The sequence below is a fragment of the Bacillus sp. MT(2024) genome (assembly GCF_036362845.1).
In the GTDB taxonomy this organism is placed as follows: Bacteria; Bacillota; Bacilli; order Bacillales; family Bacillaceae; genus Bacillus; species Bacillus velezensis.
In genome coordinates this window covers 3,553,174-3,572,968 of the sequence record NZ_CP143632.1, presented here as the reverse complement: position 1 = coordinate 3,572,968, position 19,795 = coordinate 3,553,174, and the positions used below count along the sequence as shown (strand labels likewise).

General features: G+C 47.2%; 21 protein-coding genes and 2 pseudogenes. 14 read left to right on the top strand and 9 right to left on the bottom strand.

Going from position 1 to position 19,795, the window contains the following annotated elements; genetic code table 11:
- Positions 1-128 precede the first annotated feature (128 nt).
- The 6 genes and pseudogenes from VP472_RS17710 to VP472_RS17685 all read left to right on the top strand — a co-directional run.
- Positions 129-875 carry a protein-tyrosine kinase activator TkmA gene (locus tag VP472_RS17710; RefSeq protein WP_146275686.1) on the top strand — a complete coding sequence of 249 codons (747 nt, stop codon included), beginning with the start codon at positions 129-131 and terminating at the stop codon, positions 873-875.
- Positions 862-1,551 (top strand): CpsD/CapB family tyrosine-protein kinase, encoded by a 690-nt coding sequence (locus VP472_RS17705; protein WP_014305982.1) that lies wholly within the window; start codon positions 862-864, stop codon positions 1,549-1,551. The genes VP472_RS17710 and VP472_RS17705 overlap by 14 nt, the downstream gene beginning before the upstream one ends.
- Positions 1,552-1,596: 45 nt before the next feature.
- Positions 1,597-2,361: a tyrosine-protein phosphatase gene (locus tag VP472_RS17700; RefSeq protein ID WP_146275684.1), complete on the top strand. Its 765-nt coding sequence runs from the start codon at positions 1,597-1,599 to the stop codon at positions 2,359-2,361.
- Between the two features lie 199 nt (positions 2,362-2,560).
- Positions 2,561-3,886, top strand: coding sequence for a UDP-glucose dehydrogenase family protein (locus tag VP472_RS17695; RefSeq protein WP_025649367.1), 1,326 nt, complete (start codon positions 2,561-2,563; stop codon positions 3,884-3,886).
- A gap of 63 nt (positions 3,887-3,949) precedes the next feature.
- Positions 3,950-4,381, top strand: a pseudogene (locus VP472_RS17690) (DUF1963 domain-containing protein); the annotation flags it as partial.
- Positions 4,374-4,436 (top strand): annotated as a pseudogene (locus tag VP472_RS17685) (endonuclease V); the annotation flags it as partial. The pseudogenes VP472_RS17690 and VP472_RS17685, both read left to right, overlap by 8 nt.
- A gap of 86 nt (positions 4,437-4,522) precedes the next feature.
- On the opposite strand, the gene VP472_RS17680 reads toward VP472_RS17685, so the two are convergent.
- On the bottom strand, positions 4,523-5,404 hold the full coding sequence (locus VP472_RS17680) for a LysR family transcriptional regulator (protein ID WP_146275682.1): 882 nt from the start codon (positions 5,402-5,404) through the stop codon (positions 4,523-4,525).
- A 122-nt stretch (positions 5,405-5,526) separates the two neighbouring features.
- Between VP472_RS17680 and VP472_RS17675 the strand changes: the two genes are divergently transcribed.
- Positions 5,527-6,072, top strand: a complete 546-nt coding sequence (locus VP472_RS17675) for a flavodoxin family protein (RefSeq protein WP_146275680.1) — start codon at positions 5,527-5,529, stop codon at positions 6,070-6,072.
- Positions 6,069-6,287 (top strand): hypothetical protein, encoded by a 219-nt coding sequence (locus VP472_RS17670; protein ID WP_070082491.1) that lies wholly within the window; start codon positions 6,069-6,071, stop codon positions 6,285-6,287. Before VP472_RS17675 ends, VP472_RS17670 begins: the two co-directional genes overlap by 4 nt.
- A gap of 26 nt (positions 6,288-6,313) precedes the next feature.
- On the opposite strand, the gene chrA is transcribed toward VP472_RS17670, so the two are convergent.
- Genes chrA through VP472_RS17655 form a run of 3 tightly spaced genes read right to left on the bottom strand, consistent with a single transcriptional unit; the run spans position 6,314 to position 7,927 of the window.
- Positions 6,314-6,850: a chromate resistance efflux protein ChrA gene (gene chrA, locus VP472_RS17665; RefSeq protein ID WP_077722957.1), complete on the bottom strand. Its 537-nt coding sequence runs from the start codon at positions 6,848-6,850 to the stop codon at positions 6,314-6,316.
- Positions 6,847-7,437, bottom strand: a complete 591-nt coding sequence (gene chrB, locus VP472_RS17660; protein ID WP_146275678.1) for a chromate efflux transporter subunit ChrB — start codon at positions 7,435-7,437, stop codon at positions 6,847-6,849. Before chrB ends, chrA begins: the two co-directional genes overlap by 4 nt.
- A gap of 13 nt (positions 7,438-7,450) precedes the next feature.
- The gene (locus VP472_RS17655) at positions 7,451-7,927 is read right to left on the bottom strand and encodes a chromate efflux transcriptional regulator ChrS (protein WP_146275676.1); all 477 of its coding nucleotides are present in this window, start codon (positions 7,925-7,927) and stop codon (positions 7,451-7,453) included.
- A gap of 207 nt (positions 7,928-8,134) precedes the next feature.
- On the opposite strand from VP472_RS17655, the gene ggt reads away from it, so the two are divergent.
- On the top strand, positions 8,135-9,712 hold the full coding sequence (gene ggt / locus VP472_RS17650; RefSeq protein WP_070082490.1) for a gamma-glutamyltransferase: 1,578 nt from the start codon (positions 8,135-8,137) through the stop codon (positions 9,710-9,712).
- Between the two features lie 11 nt (positions 9,713-9,723).
- On the opposite strand, the gene VP472_RS17645 is transcribed toward ggt, so the two are convergent.
- The 3 genes from VP472_RS17645 to cotG all read right to left on the bottom strand — a co-directional run bounded on the left by VP472_RS17645 (position 9,724) and on the right by cotG (position 11,576).
- Positions 9,724-10,068, bottom strand: a complete 345-nt coding sequence (locus VP472_RS17645; protein ID WP_146275674.1) for a DUF4181 domain-containing protein — start codon at positions 10,066-10,068, stop codon at positions 9,724-9,726.
- Between the two features lie 164 nt (positions 10,069-10,232).
- A complete protein-coding gene (locus VP472_RS17640; protein ID WP_014419051.1) occupies positions 10,233-10,853 on the bottom strand; it encodes a flavin reductase family protein in 621 nt (206 codons plus the stop codon).
- 156 nt (positions 10,854-11,009) lie between these two features.
- Positions 11,010-11,576, bottom strand: a complete 567-nt coding sequence (gene cotG / locus VP472_RS17635; RefSeq protein ID WP_096034907.1) for a CotG/ExsB N-terminal domain-containing protein — start codon at positions 11,574-11,576, stop codon at positions 11,010-11,012.
- Positions 11,577-11,716: 140 nt separating this feature from the next.
- Here cotG and VP472_RS17630 point away from each other — a divergent pair, with 140 nt between their 5' ends.
- From VP472_RS17630 to VP472_RS17620, 3 genes are all read left to right on the top strand, one after another.
- On the top strand, positions 11,717-12,811 hold the full coding sequence (locus VP472_RS17630; protein ID WP_015387604.1) for a CotH kinase family protein: 1,095 nt from the start codon (positions 11,717-11,719) through the stop codon (positions 12,809-12,811).
- A 122-nt stretch (positions 12,812-12,933) separates the two neighbouring features.
- Positions 12,934-13,827, top strand: a complete 894-nt coding sequence (locus VP472_RS17625; protein WP_146275672.1) for a spore coat protein — start codon at positions 12,934-12,936, stop codon at positions 13,825-13,827.
- Between the two features lie 41 nt (positions 13,828-13,868).
- A complete protein-coding gene (locus tag VP472_RS17620) occupies positions 13,869-14,543 on the top strand; it encodes a hypothetical protein (protein ID WP_007407530.1) in 675 nt (224 codons plus the stop codon).
- Between the two features lie 49 nt (positions 14,544-14,592).
- Here VP472_RS17620 and VP472_RS17615 read toward each other — a convergent pair whose 3' ends face one another.
- Positions 14,593-15,924 (bottom strand): arsenic transporter, encoded by a 1,332-nt coding sequence (locus VP472_RS17615; RefSeq protein ID WP_070082487.1) that lies wholly within the window; start codon positions 15,922-15,924, stop codon positions 14,593-14,595.
- A gap of 194 nt (positions 15,925-16,118) precedes the next feature.
- Positions 16,119-17,027: an acetoin biosynthesis transcriptional regulator AlsR gene (gene alsR, locus VP472_RS17610; RefSeq protein WP_003151316.1), complete on the bottom strand. Its 909-nt coding sequence runs from the start codon at positions 17,025-17,027 to the stop codon at positions 16,119-16,121.
- A gap of 156 nt (positions 17,028-17,183) precedes the next feature.
- Between alsR and alsS the strand changes: the two genes are divergently transcribed.
- Positions 17,184-18,896 carry an acetolactate synthase AlsS gene (alsS, locus tag VP472_RS17605; RefSeq protein WP_146275670.1) on the top strand — a complete coding sequence of 571 codons (1,713 nt, stop codon included), beginning with the start codon at positions 17,184-17,186 and terminating at the stop codon, positions 18,894-18,896.
- Between the two features lie 60 nt (positions 18,897-18,956).
- Entirely contained in the window at positions 18,957-19,724 is a 768-nt protein-coding gene (gene budA, locus VP472_RS17600) for an acetolactate decarboxylase (protein ID WP_003151318.1), read from the top strand.
- The last annotated feature ends 71 nt before the right edge of the window (positions 19,725-19,795 follow it).

Below are 19,795 nucleotides of genomic sequence, written 5' to 3'. Positions count from 1 at the left end.
TGATTGTCTATTTTTGTCGAATTTTGTCATTTGAAAAGGTTAGAAATGACAGTTCAAAGCTGTATAATCGTAATTGGAAAAGATCATTGGAGGGAATGGGAATACACGGAAAGTGATATGGAGGTTATATGGGAGAATCTGCAAGCATAAAGGAAATATTCGCAATACTGAGAAAGCGTCTGCTGTTTATACTTATTATTACCGCGGCGGCATCTTCCGCAGGCGGTCTCATCAGTTTCTTCGCTCTTACGCCGGTCTATGAAAACTCAACTCAAATTTTGGTCAGCCAATCCAAAAACAATCAAAAAGAAGTCCAATTCAATGACGTTCAAACCAACCTCCAATTAATCAACACGTATAATGTCATCATCAAAAGCCCGGTCATCCTCGATGAGGTGATTAAACAGCTGCATCTGTCCATGACTTCGAAAGAGCTGGAATCGAAAATCACGGTATCCAGCGAGCAGGATTCACAAGTCGTGACGATTGCCGTTCGGGATACGGATGCTAAGCGGGCGGCCGTTATGGCAAATGCGGTTGCATCCGTTTTTCAGGACAAGATCACCGCCATCATGAACGTGGATAATGTCAGCATCCTTTCAAAGGCCGAAGTGTCGGACAGCCAGTCACCGGCAGAGCCTAACCGTAAGCTGAACATCGCGATTGCGTTTGCCGCCGGACTTTTGGGCGGAATCGGTCTCGCCTTTTTGCTGGAACATCTGGATAATACGATCAAATCGGAAGAACAGCTGGAAGCGCTGCTCGGCATCCCGATCCTGGGAACGGTTACTTCAATCAGTACAAAAGACAGCGTTGCCAAAAACGTGAGGATGGCGGAAACCAAACAAGCGGGAGGCGGACATGTTGACGCGTAAAAAAGACAAACCCGGAAAACGAAGCGTGATTGCGATGTCTGAGCCGAAATCCATCAACTCAGAACAATATCGCACGATCCGCACAAACATTGAATTTTCTTCCGTTGATACGGAGGTGAAGTCCCTTTTGATCACATCCGCCGGTCCGGAAGAAGGAAAATCGACAACCGCGGCCAACCTTGCCGTCGTATTTGCACAGCAGGGGAAAAAAGTGCTTTTAATTGATGCGGATCTGCGCAAACCGACGGTTCATTTCACCTTCAAATTGGATAACGGAACCGGATTAACGTCGCTGCTGTTAAAACAGCTGCCGTTTCAGAAAGCCGTCCTGCCGGCTGATGAAGCAAACTTGGATATTTTAACGAGCGGGCCGATCCCGCCCAATCCGGCGGAGCTTTTATCGACGGGTGCCATGAAAGATCTTCTGTCAGAAGCAGCCGCAGTTTATGATAAGGTGATTTTGGATACGCCTCCCGTTTTGGCCGTAGCCGATACGAAAATATTAGGCAGCTACACTGACGGGGCCATTATGGTGATCTCAAGCGGGAAAACGGACAAAGAAAAAGCGGCCAAGGCGAAAGAAGCGCTCGATTACTGCCCGTGCAAGCTCCTTGGGGCCGTTATGAACGGGAAGAAACAAACGAAACATTCGGACTACGCCTATTACGGACAATAATGTCACAATGGGCGCGGTCCATTCTTTTTAAGGAGGGATTGAAATATGATAGATATCCATTGTCACATCCTTCCTTCCATAGACGACGGCGCGGCGGATGATACAGAAAGCCTGAAGATGGCGAGAGAAGCGGTCAGACAGGGGATTGATACGATCATCGCGACGCCGCATCATGTGAAATACCGCTATGACACGGATCGGCATACGGTCAACGAAGCGGTCAGCCTGTTAAACAAACGTTTGAATAAGGAAGGCATTCCGCTGACTGTTCTGCCCGGCCAGGAAATCAGAATAGACGGAGATCTGCTGGCAGGTCTTCAAAGCGGCTCGCTTGTCCCGCTCCATAATACAAAGTATGTGCTGGCGGAATTTCCGGCGGATCATGTCCCGGCCTACGCTGAAAGGCTGTTTTATGAACTGCAGCTGAACGGATATGTCCCCGTCATCGCCCATCCGGAGCGGAACAGGGAAATTCGCGAAAACCCTTCCGTCCTTTACAGTCTTGTGAAGAAAGGGGCGGCCGCCCAAGTGACGGCCGGCTGCATTGCCGGAGCATTCGGGCGGAAAGCGAAATCCTTTTCGCTGCAGCTGATGGAAGCGAATTTGATCCACTTTCTCGCATCTGACGCCCATAATCTCGGACCGAGAAATTTTTATTATCAGGAGGCGGTCAGCGTTCTGAAAAAAGAAGCAGGGGCGGAGCTGATTTACATGCTCACGGAAAATGCGGCGCTTCTCGCTGAAAACAAAGCCGTTTATAAGGAACCTCCGCTGCCTGTGGCCCGCCGTAAGCGCTGGGGTCTTTTTTAATCGTCGTCTCCATCCCGTTTAAATGAAGCGTAAGCGGCTGTTTTGCAAGATGATTCGTTTATGCTTATGCTATTATCAGCGGCCGGCGCCGTTTTTTCCTATCATGGCCTCAGGCTTCCGGCATTCCGCCGGCGCCGGGATCATATGATAATAACGGTAAGCTGCCCAGCAGCAATTTCTAAACGGTTGGGGGAACACGATGAAAATAACAGTGATCGGAACAGGCTACGTCGGTCTTGTGACAGGAGTGTCTCTTTCAGAAATCGGCCATGACGTAACATGCATAGATATTGACGAACGTAAGGTTGAGCAGATGAGAAAGGGATTGTCCCCTATCTTTGAACCGGGCCTTGAAGATATGATGAAACGAAATATCGGCCGGCATCGGCTGGCATTTGAAACGAGCTACGAAAAAGGGCTTGCGGAAGCGGACGTTATTTTTATAGCGGTCGGAACGCCGCAAAAAGAAGACGGGCACGCAAACCTTACTTATATTGAAAATGTCGCCGAACGGATTGCCGAACATATTTCTAAAGATGCGATCGTCGTGACAAAAAGCACGGTTCCCGTGGGAACGAATGACAGAATCAGCGAAGTTATTCATTCACGGCTGAGAGCGGACGTGAACATTTCAATCGCTTCGAATCCGGAATTTCTCCGTGAAGGTTCGGCGATTCACGATACCTTTCACGGAGACCGCATCGTGATCGGGGCTGAAGACCGGCAGACGCGGGAAACGCTTGACCGGGTTTTCGCGCCGCTTGCAATTCCGGTATATCATACGGACATCAGAAGCGCTGAGATGATCAAATATGCGTCAAACGCATTTTTAGCGGCAAAAATCAGTTTTATTAATGAAATTTCTCATATATGTGAAAAAGTCGGTGCGGATGTGGAATCAGTCGCACACGGAATGGGATTGGATAAACGGATCGGCAATCAATTCTTAAGAGCCGGCATCGGTTACGGCGGTTCCTGTTTTCCGAAGGATACAAACGCCCTCGTGCAGATCGCGGGACATGTGGAGCATGATTTTGAATTGCTGAAGTCCGTCATTAAAGTCAACAATAACCAGCAGTCCATGCTGGTTGATAAAGTGCTGAACAGGCTGGGCGGTGTGACGGGGAAAACCATCGCGTTATTAGGGCTGTCTTTTAAGCCGAATACAGATGATATGCGGGATGCCCCGTCCATTGTCATTGCGGATCGTCTGGCGGCTCTTGACGCCCGGATGACAGCGTACGATCCGATCGCTTCATTCCGGGCTTCCGGGCTGCTTCCAGCTGCGGTTTCCTATCGGGAGTCCATAGAAGAAGCCGTCAGGGGAGCGGATGCCGTCCTGATTCTGACAGATTGGGAACAAATTAAACACTTCCCGCTTGAAGCGTACAAAGAGCTGATGGAAACCCCGGTTATTTTCGACGGGAGAAACTGCCACTCGCTTGAGGAAGCGGAACAGGCGGGCGTGGAATATATCTCAATCGGAAGAAGAGCCGTCGTGCCTCAGACTGATTCTGTCACTTAAAAGGCCGGCGGTCCGCGCCGGCCTTTTATCATACAATCATTAGAGACGAAGGGGACATTAATCGTGGAAAACACATGGAAATTGCCGAAGCAAATGGAATCATCCCGCGGTCTGCTGGAAACGTCAGCACGGCCCTTTATCAAACTGCACGTCAAAAAAGCTGAAACGGGACGGTATGACAGTAAAATCGCCGGAGACCCCTATTTTCCGAAACATGAACCATACCCTGAAGATGAAAGCGGCAGGCCGATGAAACTTCTCGCCCAAATCAATTTTGCGGATATGCCCCGACTACCTGATTTTCCGGACACCGGCATTCTTCAGTTTTACATATCGGTCAGTGATGACGTATACGGTTTGAATTTTGACGACGGGTGCGCGCAAACGGGTTTCTCCGTCAAATATTTTGAGCATGTGACAGATCGGGAAGAGGAGCTCATGGATGATTTTTCTTTCGTTCAGGTTGAAGAGGAGTACGATTTTCCGAGTCCGTCTGGCTGACCTTGAAACGCATGTTTTGCGAACGTTTTATCGGAAAAATCACGTGTAACACTTGGGGCTTTAAGCCACCAAGTGTTTTTTTTGTATGCCTGGTGTCCGCTTTATTAAAAACTTTGTCGTCCTTGCAGCAGGTTTTTATTTAAATGTTTTTCGCGTCAAATCGATAAATGCCTTTAATGGTGCAGACATCCACTTGTCCTTATGCCATGCTAGTTGAGTAAAAACGGGGCATTCATTCTGCCAGTTGAGTTCTTTCATCCGTCCTTCGGCAATATCGTCTTTTACTGTCATTTCAGGCAATAGTCCAATTCCGAGTCCAGCCATCACGCATTGTTTGATGGCTTCTATGCTGACGAATTCTAATTTATTAGGGTAGACTCCGGCGTCATGTAAAGTGTTCTCAAAGAGCGTGCGATATGAACAGCCGTCCTCTGTCAGCAGAAGGGTTTCGTTTTGAAGATCCTTCAATGTTGCTGGTGAGTCTGCTGGAAAAGGATGGTCATTGGTGGCTACCATTTTGATTTCATCCTGAATCAGAGATTCAACGTGCAGTGCGTCTTCCGTTCGGTTCACATCCAAAATGAAAGTGATATCAAGCTGGCCCTGCAAGAGCTGTTCTTTCGCTTGTTCGTTGGAAATATACGGTTTGAATATAAGCTTTACTTGAGGAAAAGCCTGTTTGAATTCTTTTATGATAGGCGGAAGGCGGTATGTGCACTGGCTTTCCGTCGCACCGATTTTCAAGGTTCCGGTTGTTTCTCTTGCTTGATTTGCGGCCATTTTTGCTTCTTCTGTTAACGCAATGATCTTCTCCGCATAGGATTTGAACGTTTTGCCGGCTTCTGTCAGGAAAAGCCGCTTGCCGAGCCGTTCAAATAAAGGAGTCCCGATTTCTTCTTCCAGTGATTTGATCTGAGAGGTAACGCTTGATTGTGCATAGTTAAGCATCTTGGCCGTTAGGGTGAAGTTTACGTGTTCTGCTGCGGTAATAAAGGTGATCAGCTGCTTCAATTCCATTTGATCTCGCCCTTTCTAAATCGGTTTTATCGATTGAAACAATCGAAATAATCATCTGTATTGATTGATGAATCCATTATATGATGAAGAAAATCATTCGTAAACAAAGGAGCAGATGCATCATGAAAATTGCGGTTATTAATGGCGGAACTCGTTCTGGCGGAAATACGGATATTCTTGCGGAGAAGGCTGTTCAAGGATTCGATGCGGAGCACATTCATTTGCAGAAATATCGGATCCGGCCAGTTGAAGATCTGCGTCACGCCCAAGGCGGCTTTCGCCCTGTTCAAGATGACTGCGATTCTATTATTGAGCGGATTTTGCCGTGCGATATTCTTGTATTCGCCACCCCAATTTATTGGTTTGGCATGTCAGGGACATTAAAGCTGTTTATTGATCGCTGGTCACAGACGCTGAGAGATCCGAGGTTTCCTGATTTTAAACAGCAAATGTCAGCGAAGCAGGCATATGTAACAGCAGTGGGAGGGGACAATCCTAAACTAAAAGGGCTGCCGCTGATTCAGCAATTTGAACATATTTTTCATTTTATGGAGATGTCCTTTAAAGGCTATGTGCTGGGAGAAGGCAATCGTCCCGGTGATATTCTTCATGATCATCAGGCTCTGTCCGCTGCGAGCCGTTTATTGAAAAGAAGTGATGCGATATGAAGCTGCTGCTGGTTATCTCTGGTATATTGATTCTTGCACTCTTTCTAGCTTGGAAAGCGCCGACTTCTGTTTGGGTACAGGCTGAAACCAATTCGCCTCAGGTTCAGCAATCTGTGAGAATGGCAGGCGCAACGCTGCAAGTCAAGCAAATCATCAAGAGTGATGCAGGCGAAGAAACAGTTGTCATATCAAACGGCATTGCGGGGCCAAAATAAAAAAGCACCTGTCCAGGTGCTTTTCTTTATAAATGAGGAATCACAAGCCCTCCATACAAAAATGCCGCGATAATCAGGAAGGCCGGATGCAGTTTGAATTTTGTCAAGGCAAGGAGGGAGATCCCCGCAATCACTATCGCTTGAACCCAGCCGATCGCTTTGATGCCGTCTGCGCCGATTTGCCAGGTAAGAATGAGCATCATGACGGCGATGACAGGCTGGACGGACAGCGTCATACCTTTGATGACGGGGGATTGGCGGAAGCGCTGAATGATGCGCAAGAGGACGATCAATGCGAGCGCCGACGGTACGACGGTGGCGATCAGCGCAATCAGGAACCCGGGCCATCCGCCTGCGCTGTAGCCGACATACGCCGCGATCTTGGTTGCGATCGGGCCCGGCAATGCGTTCGCAAGTGCGAGCATATTTGAGAATTGATCGTTTGAGAGCCAGCTGTATCTGTTGACGACTTCTTCAAACATCAGCGGGATCGACGCCGGTCCGCCTCCATATCCGAGTACGTTTGCGACAAAAAACGCCATAAATACATAAATCAAGATCATGAGGCAGACATTCCTTTATCTTTTGAACGTTTATTTGTGATTTTGTCCTTTAATTTAAAATGAAACGCGCCGTACGCCAAGAAAATGATAATGACAAAGCCGGGATTGATCTGTAACGTTTGCAGGCCGATAAAAGCGATGATAAAAAACAGGATGCCCGTGACCCAGCCGAAACCTTTAAGCGCTTTTTGGCCAAACTCGTACGCCATGATGCCGAGCATGACGGCGATCACCGGTGTTACGGCGCCAATCATGCCGGCAACGATTGCTGAGCGGCTTAAGACATTGACAGCCGCAAACAAGCCCGCCATAGCGAGACATGTAGGCAGAATATGTGCGAGGGTTGCCGCGATTGCGCCTAACGTGCCTTTCAGCTTGAAGCCCAGATACGCCGCCATTTTTGTGGCAATCGGTCCGGGAAGCGCATTAGCGATCGCTAATATTTCTCCGAATGCATCATCATCTATCCATTTGTATTTATTGACGGCTTCATGGCGGATGAGCGGGATCACCGACGGGCCGCCTCCGAATCCGAGAATGCCCGTTCGGACCATCGCCGCCGTAATGTCCCAATAGGGATGTTTCATGGCTATGTCCTCCTTACAGCTTCATGCCCGTTCTGCTTTTATACCGTTTAATCAGCATTTGGCAGTCGACGCTGACGACGCCTTTTTGCGTATAGAGCCGTTTTGTCAAAAACTCTTCCATTTCCTGATCATCTGCGAAAATGCCGTGCATATGCAGCTTGCTCGGTCCGGTCATATGATAAAGGCTTGTCACGGCCGGCTCCTTTTCAAGCTTTAATGCGGTTTCCTCCAAATACTGCGGCTCCACCTCTACATTAAAAAACACGGACACATGACGGCCGATTTTCACCGGGTTGATGACAGCGGTGAATTTTTCAATCACACCGGCATCCAGTAAATGCTGAATGCGGTGCTGAACCGCCACTCGCGACAGGTTAACCCGCTTTCCTAAGTCTGTATAGGAAACCCTCCCTTCCTCGTGCAAAATCGAGAGAATCTGTTTATCCGTTTCATCAAGGACAAGATTCGGAATACTGTACTCATGTTCCAACCGGCTTCACCTTCCTTCATTTGGTGGATATTATTGTATCATGAAATGTTACGGTATGAAGGAGAAATTTTTTTAATGTTTTCGTTACGTAATGATTGAGGATTATTTCTTATCGGAAAGTAAATAGTGTGTGAGCTTTTCTTTCAGGAAAGTGGATGCCGGCGATGCCGCTTTTTATACTTGAGAAAATTTGTAAAGGGGCTTGCCATGAATACTTCAACCATCGGAACGAAACAAATGGTCGTCAGTCCGCATTATCTTGCTTCTCAGGCGGGGGCCGGCATTCTGGAAAAGGGCGGAAACGCGTTTGACGCGGCAGTGGCGGTCAGCGCCTGCCTGGCAGTCGTGTATCCGCACATGACGGGTCTTGGCGGGGATTCATTTTGGCTCACTTACCATAAAGAAACGGGCCGAATCAAAGCTTATAACGGGAGCGGCCGTTCAGGGAAGCATGTGACGAGAGACTTGTATCGGGGCAGAGAAGCGATCCCTCTGCGCGGGACAGAAAGCGCCATTACCGTTCCGGGAATGGCGGACAGCTGGGATGCCGTGCTTTCGGCGTACGGGCGTCTTTCGCTCGCTGAGGTGCTGAAGCCTGCTCTTGATTATGCGGCAAACGGATTTCCGGTGTCCGCCGACCAGTGCGCCCACACAGAACGCAATCTCGCTCTTTTAGCCTCGACGCCTTACACCTCGGCCATTTTTACGAGAAACAAAAAAGCGCCCATGCCCGGTGAACGGTTTGTCCAGAAGGATCTGGCGGCCAGCTTGGAACAGCTTGCCGAGAAAGGCAGAGGCGCTTTTTATGAAGGAGATCTCGCTCAAAGCATCACATCCTTTCTGCAAAACAACGGCAGCCGTCTGACACTTGATGACTTTAAAGCCCACAGCGGCGAGTGGACGAACCCGGTATCCTCTGATTACCGCGGGTACCGCATCTATCAGGCTCCGCCGAATTCACAGGGCTTTACAGGCTTAATGACGCTCAATATATTGGAAAACTATGATTTTTCTCAGATTGAACACGGCTCCTTTGAATATTATCATCTGCTGATCGAGGCGCTGAAGAAGAGTTTTCAGCACCGGAATGAAGTGCTGACTGATCCGGCATTTTCTCATATTCCGCTGGACCGGCTGCTTGATAAACGGTATGCAAAGCAGCTGGCGGAAGAAATCGGTTACACGGCTGCGCCGGCGGTAAGCCGTCCGGTCGGAAGCGACACTGCTTATGCCGCCGTCAGAGATGCGGAAGGAAATGCCGTTTCCTTTATACAGAGCCTCTATTTCGAGTTCGGATCTGCCGTTACGGCGGGGGAGACGGGTATTTTACTGCAAAACCGCGGGTCATTTTTTTCGCTGGATGAATTCCATGTCAATACGCTCGAACCCGGCAAGCGGACGTTCCACACCCTCATGCCGGCGATGGCCTGTAAAGAAGGAAAGCCGCACATCCTGTACGGAACCCAGGGAGGAGAAGGCCAGCCGCAAACTCAGACAGCGATGATTACGCGCATCATTGATTACAAAATGGACCCGCAGCAGGCGATCAATGAGCCTCGCTGGGTCTGGGGACGGACATGGGGAGAGGAGTATGAAGGGCTGAGGGTTGAAAGCAGAATCAGCCCTGAAACGAGAGAAGCCCTAAGGCAGAGCGGCCACCGCGTCGAGACCGTTGGTGATTTTGACGGGCTTATGGGCCATGCGGCAGCGATCGTCATTGATGAAGAAGGCTTTCTCCAAGGCGGGGCCGACCCGCGCGGCGACGGAGCGGCCGCAGGAGTATAGAGCATGATACGCTAGCTGATGAAAAAAATAAGCACGCCAAGAGCGGCAGAAAGACCCGCGTAAAACGAATCGTACACATATTGCTTTTCCTCCCGCCGGTGCCGCCATTCCATTAAGCCGCTGCAGCAAAATAGCATGGAAACAGCTCCGGCAAATACGTACATTTCATTGAAAAAAGTCACCGCTGCGATGCCCGTAATAAGCAGTGTGATTTCGATTAATCGATATGTGCTGTTTATCGGCTTCTGCTTTTTAGCAGGATTTGGAAAATGGAGAACTTTGACGGTAAATACTTGAAACATAAGGCTGAGCAAAATAAATACGGGTGAAAAAATCAGTAACTGAATGAAATCCATCGTCTGCCTCCTAAAAATGTGTCACTTGTTTCATACGGGTGAGGGCCTTGCAAGTTTCAGCATTCTATAAGACATTAGGCGGATTTTAATGGTAAAAGACTCAAAAAGACCCCTTTTGAAAGGGGTCTTTTTGACTAGTTTCTTCTATTATAATGGTTCCTGCTTCAGGTCGGGCGGACGAGCGTATATGTCTTCCCGAGTCTGGCGTATTCATTCCCCGCGAGCCTTGCCGCAGGCTTCAGCTCATCTGTCCGTATGTAGCCTTTATCGGCGTCATATACTTGGTCATTCAAATGAAAACAAACGACTCTGCCGATGATGAGGTCTGTCGTCGTTTCTCCGCTGTCATTTTGAAACGGAAGATGGCGTTCGAGTATACATTCAAACCTGACTTTTGCTTCTTTTATACCGGGAACGCTGATGCAGGCGCTGTCTGTCACAGAAAGGTCTGTCATGCCAAGTTCACTGACATCAGGATCAAGCCTTGCCGCCGTTTTGTTAATATCTTCAATAATGGACTCATCACTGACGTGCACCACGAATTCCCGATGAGCGATTGCGTTTCTCGCGGTGTCTTTCTGCCGTCCGTCCGCGCGGCTGACAGAGATGGCCAGAAGCGGCGGTTCTGCGGAGACAACGTTATAGAAACTGAAGGGCGCCGCGTTTACGGCGCCGTTGATGGATGACCGCGTCGTGACAAATGCGATCGGCCGGGGAACGACTGTGCCCGAAAGCAATTTGTAAGTGTCTTTTGCGTTCAGTTCGTCTGCTCGTAAGATATGCATGATTTCGGCCGCCTTTCTTTATCGTATGACCTGATTATACAGAAAGAAAATTCGGAAACACAACAAAAGAAAACCGGCTGCATATCTTATCACGTGGCATATATCTGATTGAGGAAAAAGGCTTCCGTTTAGCCGGCAGCCTATTTACAAATGGCGTTACTTGTAGTTTTTCTTTACAACCCAGATGTTCCCGTCTTTCCAGTACTCTGTTTTGCTGCAGTAATCGTCTTTTTTGCAAGGGTCTTTTTTATGAGGACGATAAGGTTTTTTCTGCGTGCGTTTTTTCTTGCGGCGGCATGATTTTTTGTGGCTGCGAGATTTTTTGTGAGAGCGGCACGATTTTTTACGGCTGCGAGATTTTTTGTGAGAACGGGATTTTTTATGGCTGCGAGATTTTTTGTGAGAACGGGACTTTTTATGGCTGCGAGATTTTTTGTGAGAACGGGATTTTTTATGGCTGCGAGATTTTTTGTGAGAACGGGATTTTTTATGGCTGCGAGATTTTTTGTGAGAACGGGATTTTTTATGGCTGCGAGATTTTTTGTGAGAGCGGCACGATTTTTTATGGCTGCGAGATTTTTTGTGAGAGCGGCACGATTTTTTATGACTGCGAGATTTTCTCTTCTTACTGCTTTTTGGTTCTTGGTACAAATAATCTTCCAATCCCTCGGTGCTTGCGGACTTTACTGCTTCTTCGATATCAGAATGGGAATAGTGGCCCATTTTGAAACCTCCTCATGATATATGTTTTAAGGATGCGATCCTTACTACCACATAGTACGCATGAATGAAAAAAGTGTATGTGTGATTCGCTGAGTTTTATATAAAAAGCACAGCCTAAATTAATACAGGGAGGGTTACTGATGAAAGACCAATCAACATTGCCTCTGTACCAGCTGTTTATTCACCCGAAAGACTTAATGGAGCTGAAAAAAGACATTTGGGATGATGATCCGGTGCCCGCGGTGCTGAGAGTGAATCAAAAACGGCTTGACATTGATCTGGCGTACCGCGGCTCTCATATAAGAGATTTCAAGAAAAAATCGTATCACATCGCTTTTTATTCGCCGAAAACATTTCGCAGGGCGAAAGAGATACATTTAAACGCTGAATACAAAGATCCGTCGATGATGCGGAATAAGCTGTCTCTCGATTTCTTCGCGGAGCTTGGGACGCTGTCACCAAAGGCGAATTTCGTAACCCTGCAAATCAATGGCAGGCATGAGGGGGTGTATCTTGAGCTGGAGTCAGTGGATGAATATTTTCTGGCGAAACGGAATTTGGCGGAAGGGGCTGTTTTTTACGCGGTTGATGACGACGCCAATTTCTCCCTTGTCAGTGATCTGGAGCGGGATACGAAAACATCGCTCGAACTTGGTTATGAAAAGAAAACGGGAACGAAAGAAGACGATTTATACTTGCAGGACATGATCTATAAAATTAATACCGTGCCGAAGTCAGAGTTCAAGGGGGAGATCGTCAAACACTTGGACGCCGATAAGTATTTGCGGTGGCTTGCGGGCATCGTGTTTACCTCAAACTACGATGGGTTTGTTCATAATTACGCTTTGTACCGGAATCATGAAACGGGACTTTTTGAAGTCATTCCGTGGGATTACGATGCGACGTGGGGAAGAGACATTCACGGTGATCGGATGGACGCCGATTATGTCAGAATACAAGGGTTTAATACCTTGACTGCAAGGCTTCTGGATGAACCGTATTTCCGCAAAGCGTACAAACAGCTTTTGGAAGAAACGCTTCAGACCCGGTTTACCATTGAACATATGAAGCCGAAGGTCATGTCACTGTATGAGCAGATCAGGCCGCATGTCGCAAAGGATCCTTATAAGAAAGAGGAGATTGATTGCTTTGACCGGGAGCCTGATGTGATTTGCGAATACATTAAGGAGCGGTCCGCCTTCATCAGCAGTGAGTTAGAGCGGTGGAATATCTGATTTGGAAATGAAGAAAGATTTTTTACAAATAGGCTGGTGAATCAGTTCCCGAAAATAATCGTGATACGTATATATGCATTATGCTTTTTACATTATGAGAAAAATGACTAGGAGGACAATAGATGAAACGCAATACGAAGCGGCATCGGTCTGATGACAACTTTTTGCATGCAATGGAAGGAAAAGTAATTACTGTCTACCGGGGAGGCCCGGAGTCCAAGACAGGGAGATTAGCAGACATTCAATCGGATTATATCGCTCTTCAGGTTGATAATAAAATCGTTTATTATCAATGGAAACACGTGAAAAGTGTGACGGAAAATACGAGTGAAACCGTATCGCCGGCCGAAGCGGCAGAATGTGAAAAAGCTGATGATTTTCAAGACCTGATCAGCCGGATGACCAATCGCACGGTGCAATTGAATCAGGGAGGTCCCGAATCGAAAAGAGGAAAGCTTCACGAAACAGGGGAGGATTTTCTCGTGTTGGAAACGGAAGATGACGGAATCGTATATTTTAACGCCGACCATGTCAAAAGCATCAGCGCGGAACAAGAAGAGGACGGCCAAGAGGAGGAGCGCCCGGAATTTGAAATGGCTGATGATTTTCACGGCATATTTAAACGCCTGATCCACAAATGGGTATCCATCAACCGCGGAGGTCCTGAAGCCGTTGAAGGTATACTTGTGGATAATTCCGACGGCCACTACACTCTTGTGAAAGATAAAGAAGTGCTGCGGATCTATCCTTTTCATATCAAGAGCATCAGCGAAGGGGCAAAAGGAGCAGCTAAAAAAGAGGAGAATAAAGACGACGAGAATAAAGGTGAGAAAGAGAGCGCCGAAGAAGAAAAGTCACATGAAGAAGAATCACGCGAAGAGCAGCGTACTTCCTCTAAAAAGTCGAAAAGATCATCAAGATCCGTTCGATCCTCAAAACGGGAGGAAGAGAACTCTTATAGCTACGCCACTGTATTAAGGACAATAGATTATCGGTGGAAACACGGCCGTAAATGATTGGAAAGATTGTCCGTAAACGCGGGAGAGGGGGGAATGAAATGGCTGGATTAAGCAGATTTCTGGATAAACAAGTCGATATTGAGATATCGGGGAATACGACATTTTCAGGAACTCTTTTGGATATCGGTCAGGATATCATTGTGATTCATGACGGCCGGACGTTTCTTTATATTCCGCTGCTGCATCTTCAGAGGATGACATTGACGCTCCCGGACGAAGAGAATAAAGAGCCGTACGCAAGAAAAAAAAGTCCGCATCCCGAAAAACAGGAACATTCATTTTCTTACCGGAATACCCTCCAGCATATAAAAGGCAGATTTACAGAAATATTTGTTACGGGAGACCGTTCCATCCATGGGTATGTGACAAGTGTTTTAAATGATTATTTTGTTTTCTTCTCTCCGGTTTATAAGACTCTTTTCATCTCGATGCATCATTTGAAATGGCTGACACCCTATTCCGATGAGCAGACGCCGTATACATTAAACAGTTCAGAGCTGCCGGTTGTTCCCGCTAATGTGCCCCTTGTCCGGAATTTTGAGGAGCAATTAAAAAGATATATCGGGAAGCTGATTATTCTGGATTTAGGAGATATACCGAATAAAGTGGGGCTGTTACAGGATGTCTCAGATAATATTCTTGAATTGACCAATGCAGACGGCGATACTGTTTTTTGGAAATTGAATCATTTAAAAACCATGCACCTGCCATAAATGATAAAACTGCCTCTCTTATACAGCAGGCAGTTTTTTTTCATCGGAGCTAAAGGTAAATCCAACTGATCCAAACATATAAAACGGTAATGGTAAACACGACGGTGAGAGGGACAACGACAATGGTCGTTTTGATATATTCTGACCAAGAAACTTTTTCGCCGTGCTGTCTGATGATATGCATCCAGATCAGCGTGGCTAATGTCCCGATCGGCAGAAGCAATGATCCGATATCACTGCCGATAATATTAGCCAGATAAATGATTTTTACGGTTAATGGGTCGATGGACATTTCAGTTAATGTCAAAGTGCTGATCATTAAGGCGGGATGGTTATTGAACAAATTAGAGAGGACGGATGTAGCAATGCCCATAATAGTTGCGGCGTGGGCAATGCTTTGTGAGACATAAGGCTCAATAGACTGAACAAGCAGCGCCGTCAGTCCGATATTATGCAGTCCGTAGATGATAATGTACATCGTGAAGGCAAAAATAAAGATATGCCAAGGCGCTTTTCTTAATAAGTCTGCCGGTCCGATTTTTAAATAAAACCATCTCCAGCAAAGCAGGATGACTGAACTGATGACAGCCACGAGCGAAACGGATATGCCGTTGTAAGAAGCTGCAAACAGACTGATCCGGACGAACAATACAAATACCAAAACACAAAACATGATGTTCGTACGGCTGTTTTGGCTCAAGTCCGGCGGAGGCTGAAGCGGATGATATCGTTTGTGTTCCAGCGAATCAAAATGAACCGGAATATCGGGGAGCTGTTTCGGCAAACGGCGGTAAAAAACGGCAAACAGCAGAAAGGCCATAAACACCAGTCCCAGCGTGCCGGGGATAAACATCATATTGGTGTACAAATAAAGGTCCATGCCTATCATTTTGAGAGAAATTAAATTGACGATATTACTGACGCCGATCGGGGTGCTTGCCGCCGTCGCAATTAATACGCCGCTTATTAAATACGGTGTTTTCTGATGTCTTTTAAGTCCGAGATATTGTAAGACCAATAGTAAAATAGGAGTGGTGATTAAGACGCTGCCGTCATTATTCAGAAAGAGCGTCATTGAAAAACAGAGCAGGTTGGTCAGCCAAAAAAGCCGGATGCCCGATCCCTTGGCGCGGTGAAGCAGTTTGGCCGCCGCCCAGTTAAAAAAACCGAAGCTTTCCAGCGCGATCGCCATAATCATTGTGGAGATAATGGTTATTGATGCTCCGGTGACTTTTGACCCTATATCCCCCAAATCATGAAAGGAAACGGTTCCGCATAACAAAACGAGAATGGCGCCCAGCGACGCCGGAACGGCTTCATTTAATCCCCCGGGTCTCCAAAATATAAAAATAATGGTCACAAAGAAAGAAATCAGGGTCAAAATGACGGTAATATGTGTAATGTGTTCTGCCTCCTTTTAGATGGGTCATTGCCGCCCCGTTATTTTTATCCCTCCTGATCAGTTGTACTGTATGTATACGGGTACAGGTCGTAAGGTGTACTGAGCGTTTCTACCAATTTAGTAAAAATCCATAAAAGCACAAAAAAAGAGGCTGCTTTCGGCGGCCCTCTTTTTTATGCATTTTCCTTATCCGCCTGCAATAAAGCCTGGCGTTTATTCATAATATCCAGAAAATGTTTCAGGATCGGATTTTGATTATCCTTGCGGTAGGCAATGACCCATTCGGCAGTGAGCTGCGCCTGATTAATGCCGCGGTAGGCGACTTCGAGATTAAACAGCTTTTTAGCAGAAGAAGGCACGAAGGTTACACCGATACCGGCACTAACCAATCCGATCACCATTTGATACTCCGTCGCTTCCTGAACGATTTTCGGTTTGAAGCCCGCCTGCTCGCAGTAGTTTACAAACTCCAGGTATAAAGTCGGCCATGTTTCTTTCGACAGTGTGATAATCGGTTCATTTTTTAAATCCTGAATGTCGATTGTCTGTTTAGCGGTAAGCGGGTGCTGCTTCGGCAAAGCCAGAATGCACGGACTGCTCTGCACCTTTTCCATATGTAACGCGGAATGCTGTAAAGGCGGATGAAGGATGCCGATATCAATGTTCCCCTTCAGAAGTTCTTCCTGCTGTCTGAAAGAAGAAATTTCACGCAGATCAAGCTTGACGGAGGGGAATTTTTCGCGGAATTCCCGAATGATCGGCGGCAGAAATTCATATGTGGCCGAGCCGACAAAACCGACGACAAGGCGGCCGAGCTCTCCCCGCGCCGTTCTCTGCGCCATTTCAATCGCTTTGTCTATTTCTTCGATCGCGTTTCTGCTGTGTTTTAAAAAACTTTCTCCGGCAGCTGAAAGCTCTACAACCCGTTTCGTGCGCTTTAATAAGGTCACGCCGACTTCCTTCTCAAGCTGTTTGATCTGCTGGCTGAGAGGCGGCTGTGTCATATTTAACCGAAGCGCAGCTTTGCCGAAATGAAGTTCTTCGGCAACGGCAATAAAGTATTGAAGATGGCGAAGCTCCATCCTTATCCATTCCTTTCTCTTTGTTAATTATTCGTGAAACATATTAATCATACGGCGAATTGATATTGGAGGTCAATTTCCAAAGAGTGTATAGTGAATAATATCACAAATTACTTAAAATTTTATATTTAATATGCATAATAAGGAGTGAGGGTGTTGGCAAAAGCAACAAATGAACTAAAAACCTCTGAAAAAAATCGGGGGGCGGAGCTTGTTGTTGATTGCTTAGTGGAGCAAGGTGTCACACATGTTTTTGGCATTCCGGGTGCAAAAATTGATGCAGTATTTGATGCGTTAAAAGATAAAGGACCTGAACTGGTTTTATGCCGTCACGAACAGAACGCTGCATTTATGGCTGCGGCTGTCGGAAGACTGACTGGAAAACCAGGCGTTTGTCTCGTTACTTCAGGCCCGGGGGCATCCAACTTGGCGACCGGCTTGTTAACGGCTAATACAGAAGGTGATCCGGTAGTGGCGCTGGCGGGTAACGTAATTCGCGCAGACCGGTTAAAACGGACACACCAATCATTGGACAATGCGGCGCTATTTCAGCCGATTACAAAATACAGTGTAGAAGTACAGGAAACAGGGAATATACCAGAAGCGGTAACAAACGCCTTCAGGGCAGCGTCAGCAGGTCAGGCAGGCGCGGCTTTTGTGAGCTTTCCGCAGGATGTTGTGAATGAAATCACAAATGTGAAAAACGTACGCAGCGTGCCGGCGCCGAAACAAGGCCCTGCACCGGAAGAAGCGGTCAGCGCGGCTATCGCGAAAATCCAGACGGCGAAACTTCCCGTTCTGTTAGTCGGCATGAAAGGCGGAAGACCGGAAGCGGTAAAACAAATCCGCAAACTGCTTGCCAAAACAAAACTGCCTTTCGTAGAAACGTACCAAGGGGCCGGCACATTGTCCAGAGAGCTGGAAGACCAATATTTCGGCCGGATCGGACTGTTCCGCAACCAGCCGGGCGATCTTCTGCTTGAACAGGCGGATGTCGTATTAACGATCGGTTATGATCCGATTGAATACGATCCGAAGTTCTGGAACGTAAACGGTGACCGTGCTATTATCCATCTTGACGAAATTCAGGCCGATATCGATCATGCCTATCAGCCGGAATTAGAATTATTAGGCGATATCCCCGCTACGGTTAAACAAATTGAACACGACGCTGTGACATTTGATATGGGCAGCCGTGAAAAAGAAGTGCTGAGCGAATTAAAACAGATGCTCTCAGACAGCGAGAAGGCGCCAAGCGACCATAAATCCGACAGAGTGCATCCTCTGCAAATCGTCCAAGAACTGCGCAATGCAATTGATGACGACGTAACCGTCACTTGCGATATCGGTTCTCACGCGATCTGGATGTCCCGCTACTTCCGCGCTTATGAGCCGCTGAAGCTGTTGATCAGCAACGGCATGCAGACATTGGGCGTAGCGCTTCCTTGGGCGATTGCCGCCACATTGGTGAATCCGGGTGAAAAAGTCGTATCCGTTTCAGGAGACGGAGGATTCTTGTTCTCTGCAATGGAATTGGAAACGGCAGTCCGCTTAAAAGCGCCGATCGTTCACCTTGTATGGAATGACAGCACATATGATATGGTCGCATTCCAGCAGATGAAAAAATATAACCGTACATCATGCGTAGATTTCGGAAACATTGATATCGTAAAATATGCAGAAAGCTTCGGCGCCACCGGCTTGCGCGTTGAGTCACCGGAACAGCTGGCAAACGTGCTGCAAAAAGGCTTGAACACAGAAGGCCCTGTTATCATTGACATTCCTGTCGATTACAGTGACAATGTCCATTTATCAAGCGACATGCTTCCGAAGCAATTCAAAGAAAAAATGAAAGCAAAAGCTCTCTAGCACTCTGCGCACCATGACCTGTTTTCTAAAACAGCCCAATTTAAAAGGAGTGAAGGGAATATGAAAAACGCAAGCGACATCCATATGATGAGCCGCGGAGAAAAAGGCTCACCTGAGGATCAGATCTATCAAGTATCCACAATGACATCTCTGCTGGACGGAGTATATGACGGAGATTTTGATATGGCTGACATTCCGAAGTTCGGTGATTTCGGAATCGGCACGTTCAACAAACTGGACGGCGAATTAATCGGATTTGACGGCGAATTTTACCGTCTGCGCGGCGACGGAACGGCTACGCCTGTTAAAGGCGGAGACCTGTCACCATTCTGCTCATTCACATTTTTCACGCCGGACATGACGCATACGATCGACGGCGAAATGACCCGTGAAGAATTCGAGCAGGAAATCGCCAGCCTTCTGCCTAGTAAAAACTTATTTTATGCGATCCGTTTAGACGGCGTATTTAAAAAGGTGCAGACAAGAACGGTAGAACGCCAGGAGAAACCGTACGTTCCGATGATCGAAGCGGTGAAAACACAGCCTGTGTTCAACTTTGACGACATTCAGGGTACAATCGCCGGCTTCTGGACGCCGGGTTACGCAAACGGCATCGCTGTTTCCGGATATCACCTGCACTTCATTGATGAAGGACGCAATTCCGGGGGACACGTGTTTGACTATGTCATTAAAGATTGTAAAGTGACCATTTCTCAAAAAATGAATATGAACCTCAAGCTTCCGAATACGGCGGACTTTTTCAACGCAAATTTAGATAATCCGAATTTTGCGAAGGATATCGAAACAACCGAAGGAAGCCCGGAATAAAATAAAAAAGAAAGCCTCATTTTTCTCGGGGGCTTTCTTTTTATTTGGCTGAACCGGCAAAGATTAGGTAA

Excerpts from the sequence above, each read along its gene's own strand:
- VP472_RS17695 (WP_025649367.1), top strand. The coding sequence starts at position 2,561 with ATGAAAATAACAGTGATCGGAACAGGCTACGTCGGTCTTGTGACAGGA.
- VP472_RS17630 (WP_015387604.1), top strand. The coding sequence starts at position 11,717 with ATGAAAGACCAATCAACATTGCCTCTGTACCAGCTGTTTATTCACCCG.
- ggt (WP_070082490.1), top strand. The coding sequence starts at position 8,135 with ATGAATACTTCAACCATCGGAACGAAACAAATGGTCGTCAGTCCGCAT.
- VP472_RS17640 (WP_014419051.1), bottom strand. The coding sequence starts at position 10,853 with ATGCATATCTTACGAGCAGACGAACTGAACGCAAAAGACACTTACAAA.
- VP472_RS17620 (WP_007407530.1), top strand. The coding sequence starts at position 13,869 with ATGGCTGGATTAAGCAGATTTCTGGATAAACAAGTCGATATTGAGATA.
- VP472_RS17625 (WP_146275672.1), top strand. The coding sequence starts at position 12,934 with ATGAAACGCAATACGAAGCGGCATCGGTCTGATGACAACTTTTTGCAT.
- VP472_RS17675 (WP_146275680.1), top strand. The coding sequence starts at position 5,527 with ATGAAAATTGCGGTTATTAATGGCGGAACTCGTTCTGGCGGAAATACG.
- VP472_RS17670 (WP_070082491.1), top strand. The coding sequence starts at position 6,069 with ATGAAGCTGCTGCTGGTTATCTCTGGTATATTGATTCTTGCACTCTTT.
- VP472_RS17710 (WP_146275686.1), top strand. The coding sequence starts at position 129 with ATGGGAGAATCTGCAAGCATAAAGGAAATATTCGCAATACTGAGAAAG.
- VP472_RS17645 (WP_146275674.1), bottom strand. The coding sequence starts at position 10,068 with ATGGATTTCATTCAGTTACTGATTTTTTCACCCGTATTTATTTTGCTC.
- VP472_RS17700 (WP_146275684.1), top strand. The coding sequence starts at position 1,597 with ATGATAGATATCCATTGTCACATCCTTCCTTCCATAGACGACGGCGCG.
- alsR (WP_003151316.1), bottom strand. The coding sequence starts at position 17,027 with ATGGAGCTTCGCCATCTTCAATACTTTATTGCCGTTGCCGAAGAACTT.
- cotG (WP_096034907.1), bottom strand. The coding sequence starts at position 11,576 with ATGGGCCACTATTCCCATTCTGATATCGAAGAAGCAGTAAAGTCCGCA.
- budA (WP_003151318.1), top strand. The coding sequence starts at position 18,957 with ATGAAAAACGCAAGCGACATCCATATGATGAGCCGCGGAGAAAAAGGC.
- VP472_RS17705 (WP_014305982.1), top strand. The coding sequence starts at position 862 with ATGTTGACGCGTAAAAAAGACAAACCCGGAAAACGAAGCGTGATTGCG.
- VP472_RS17680 (WP_146275682.1), bottom strand. The coding sequence starts at position 5,404 with ATGGAATTGAAGCAGCTGATCACCTTTATTACCGCAGCAGAACACGTA.
- chrB (WP_146275678.1), bottom strand. The coding sequence starts at position 7,437 with ATGAAACATCCCTATTGGGACATTACGGCGGCGATGGTCCGAACGGGC.
- chrA (WP_077722957.1), bottom strand. The coding sequence starts at position 6,850 with ATGATCTTGATTTATGTATTTATGGCGTTTTTTGTCGCAAACGTACTC.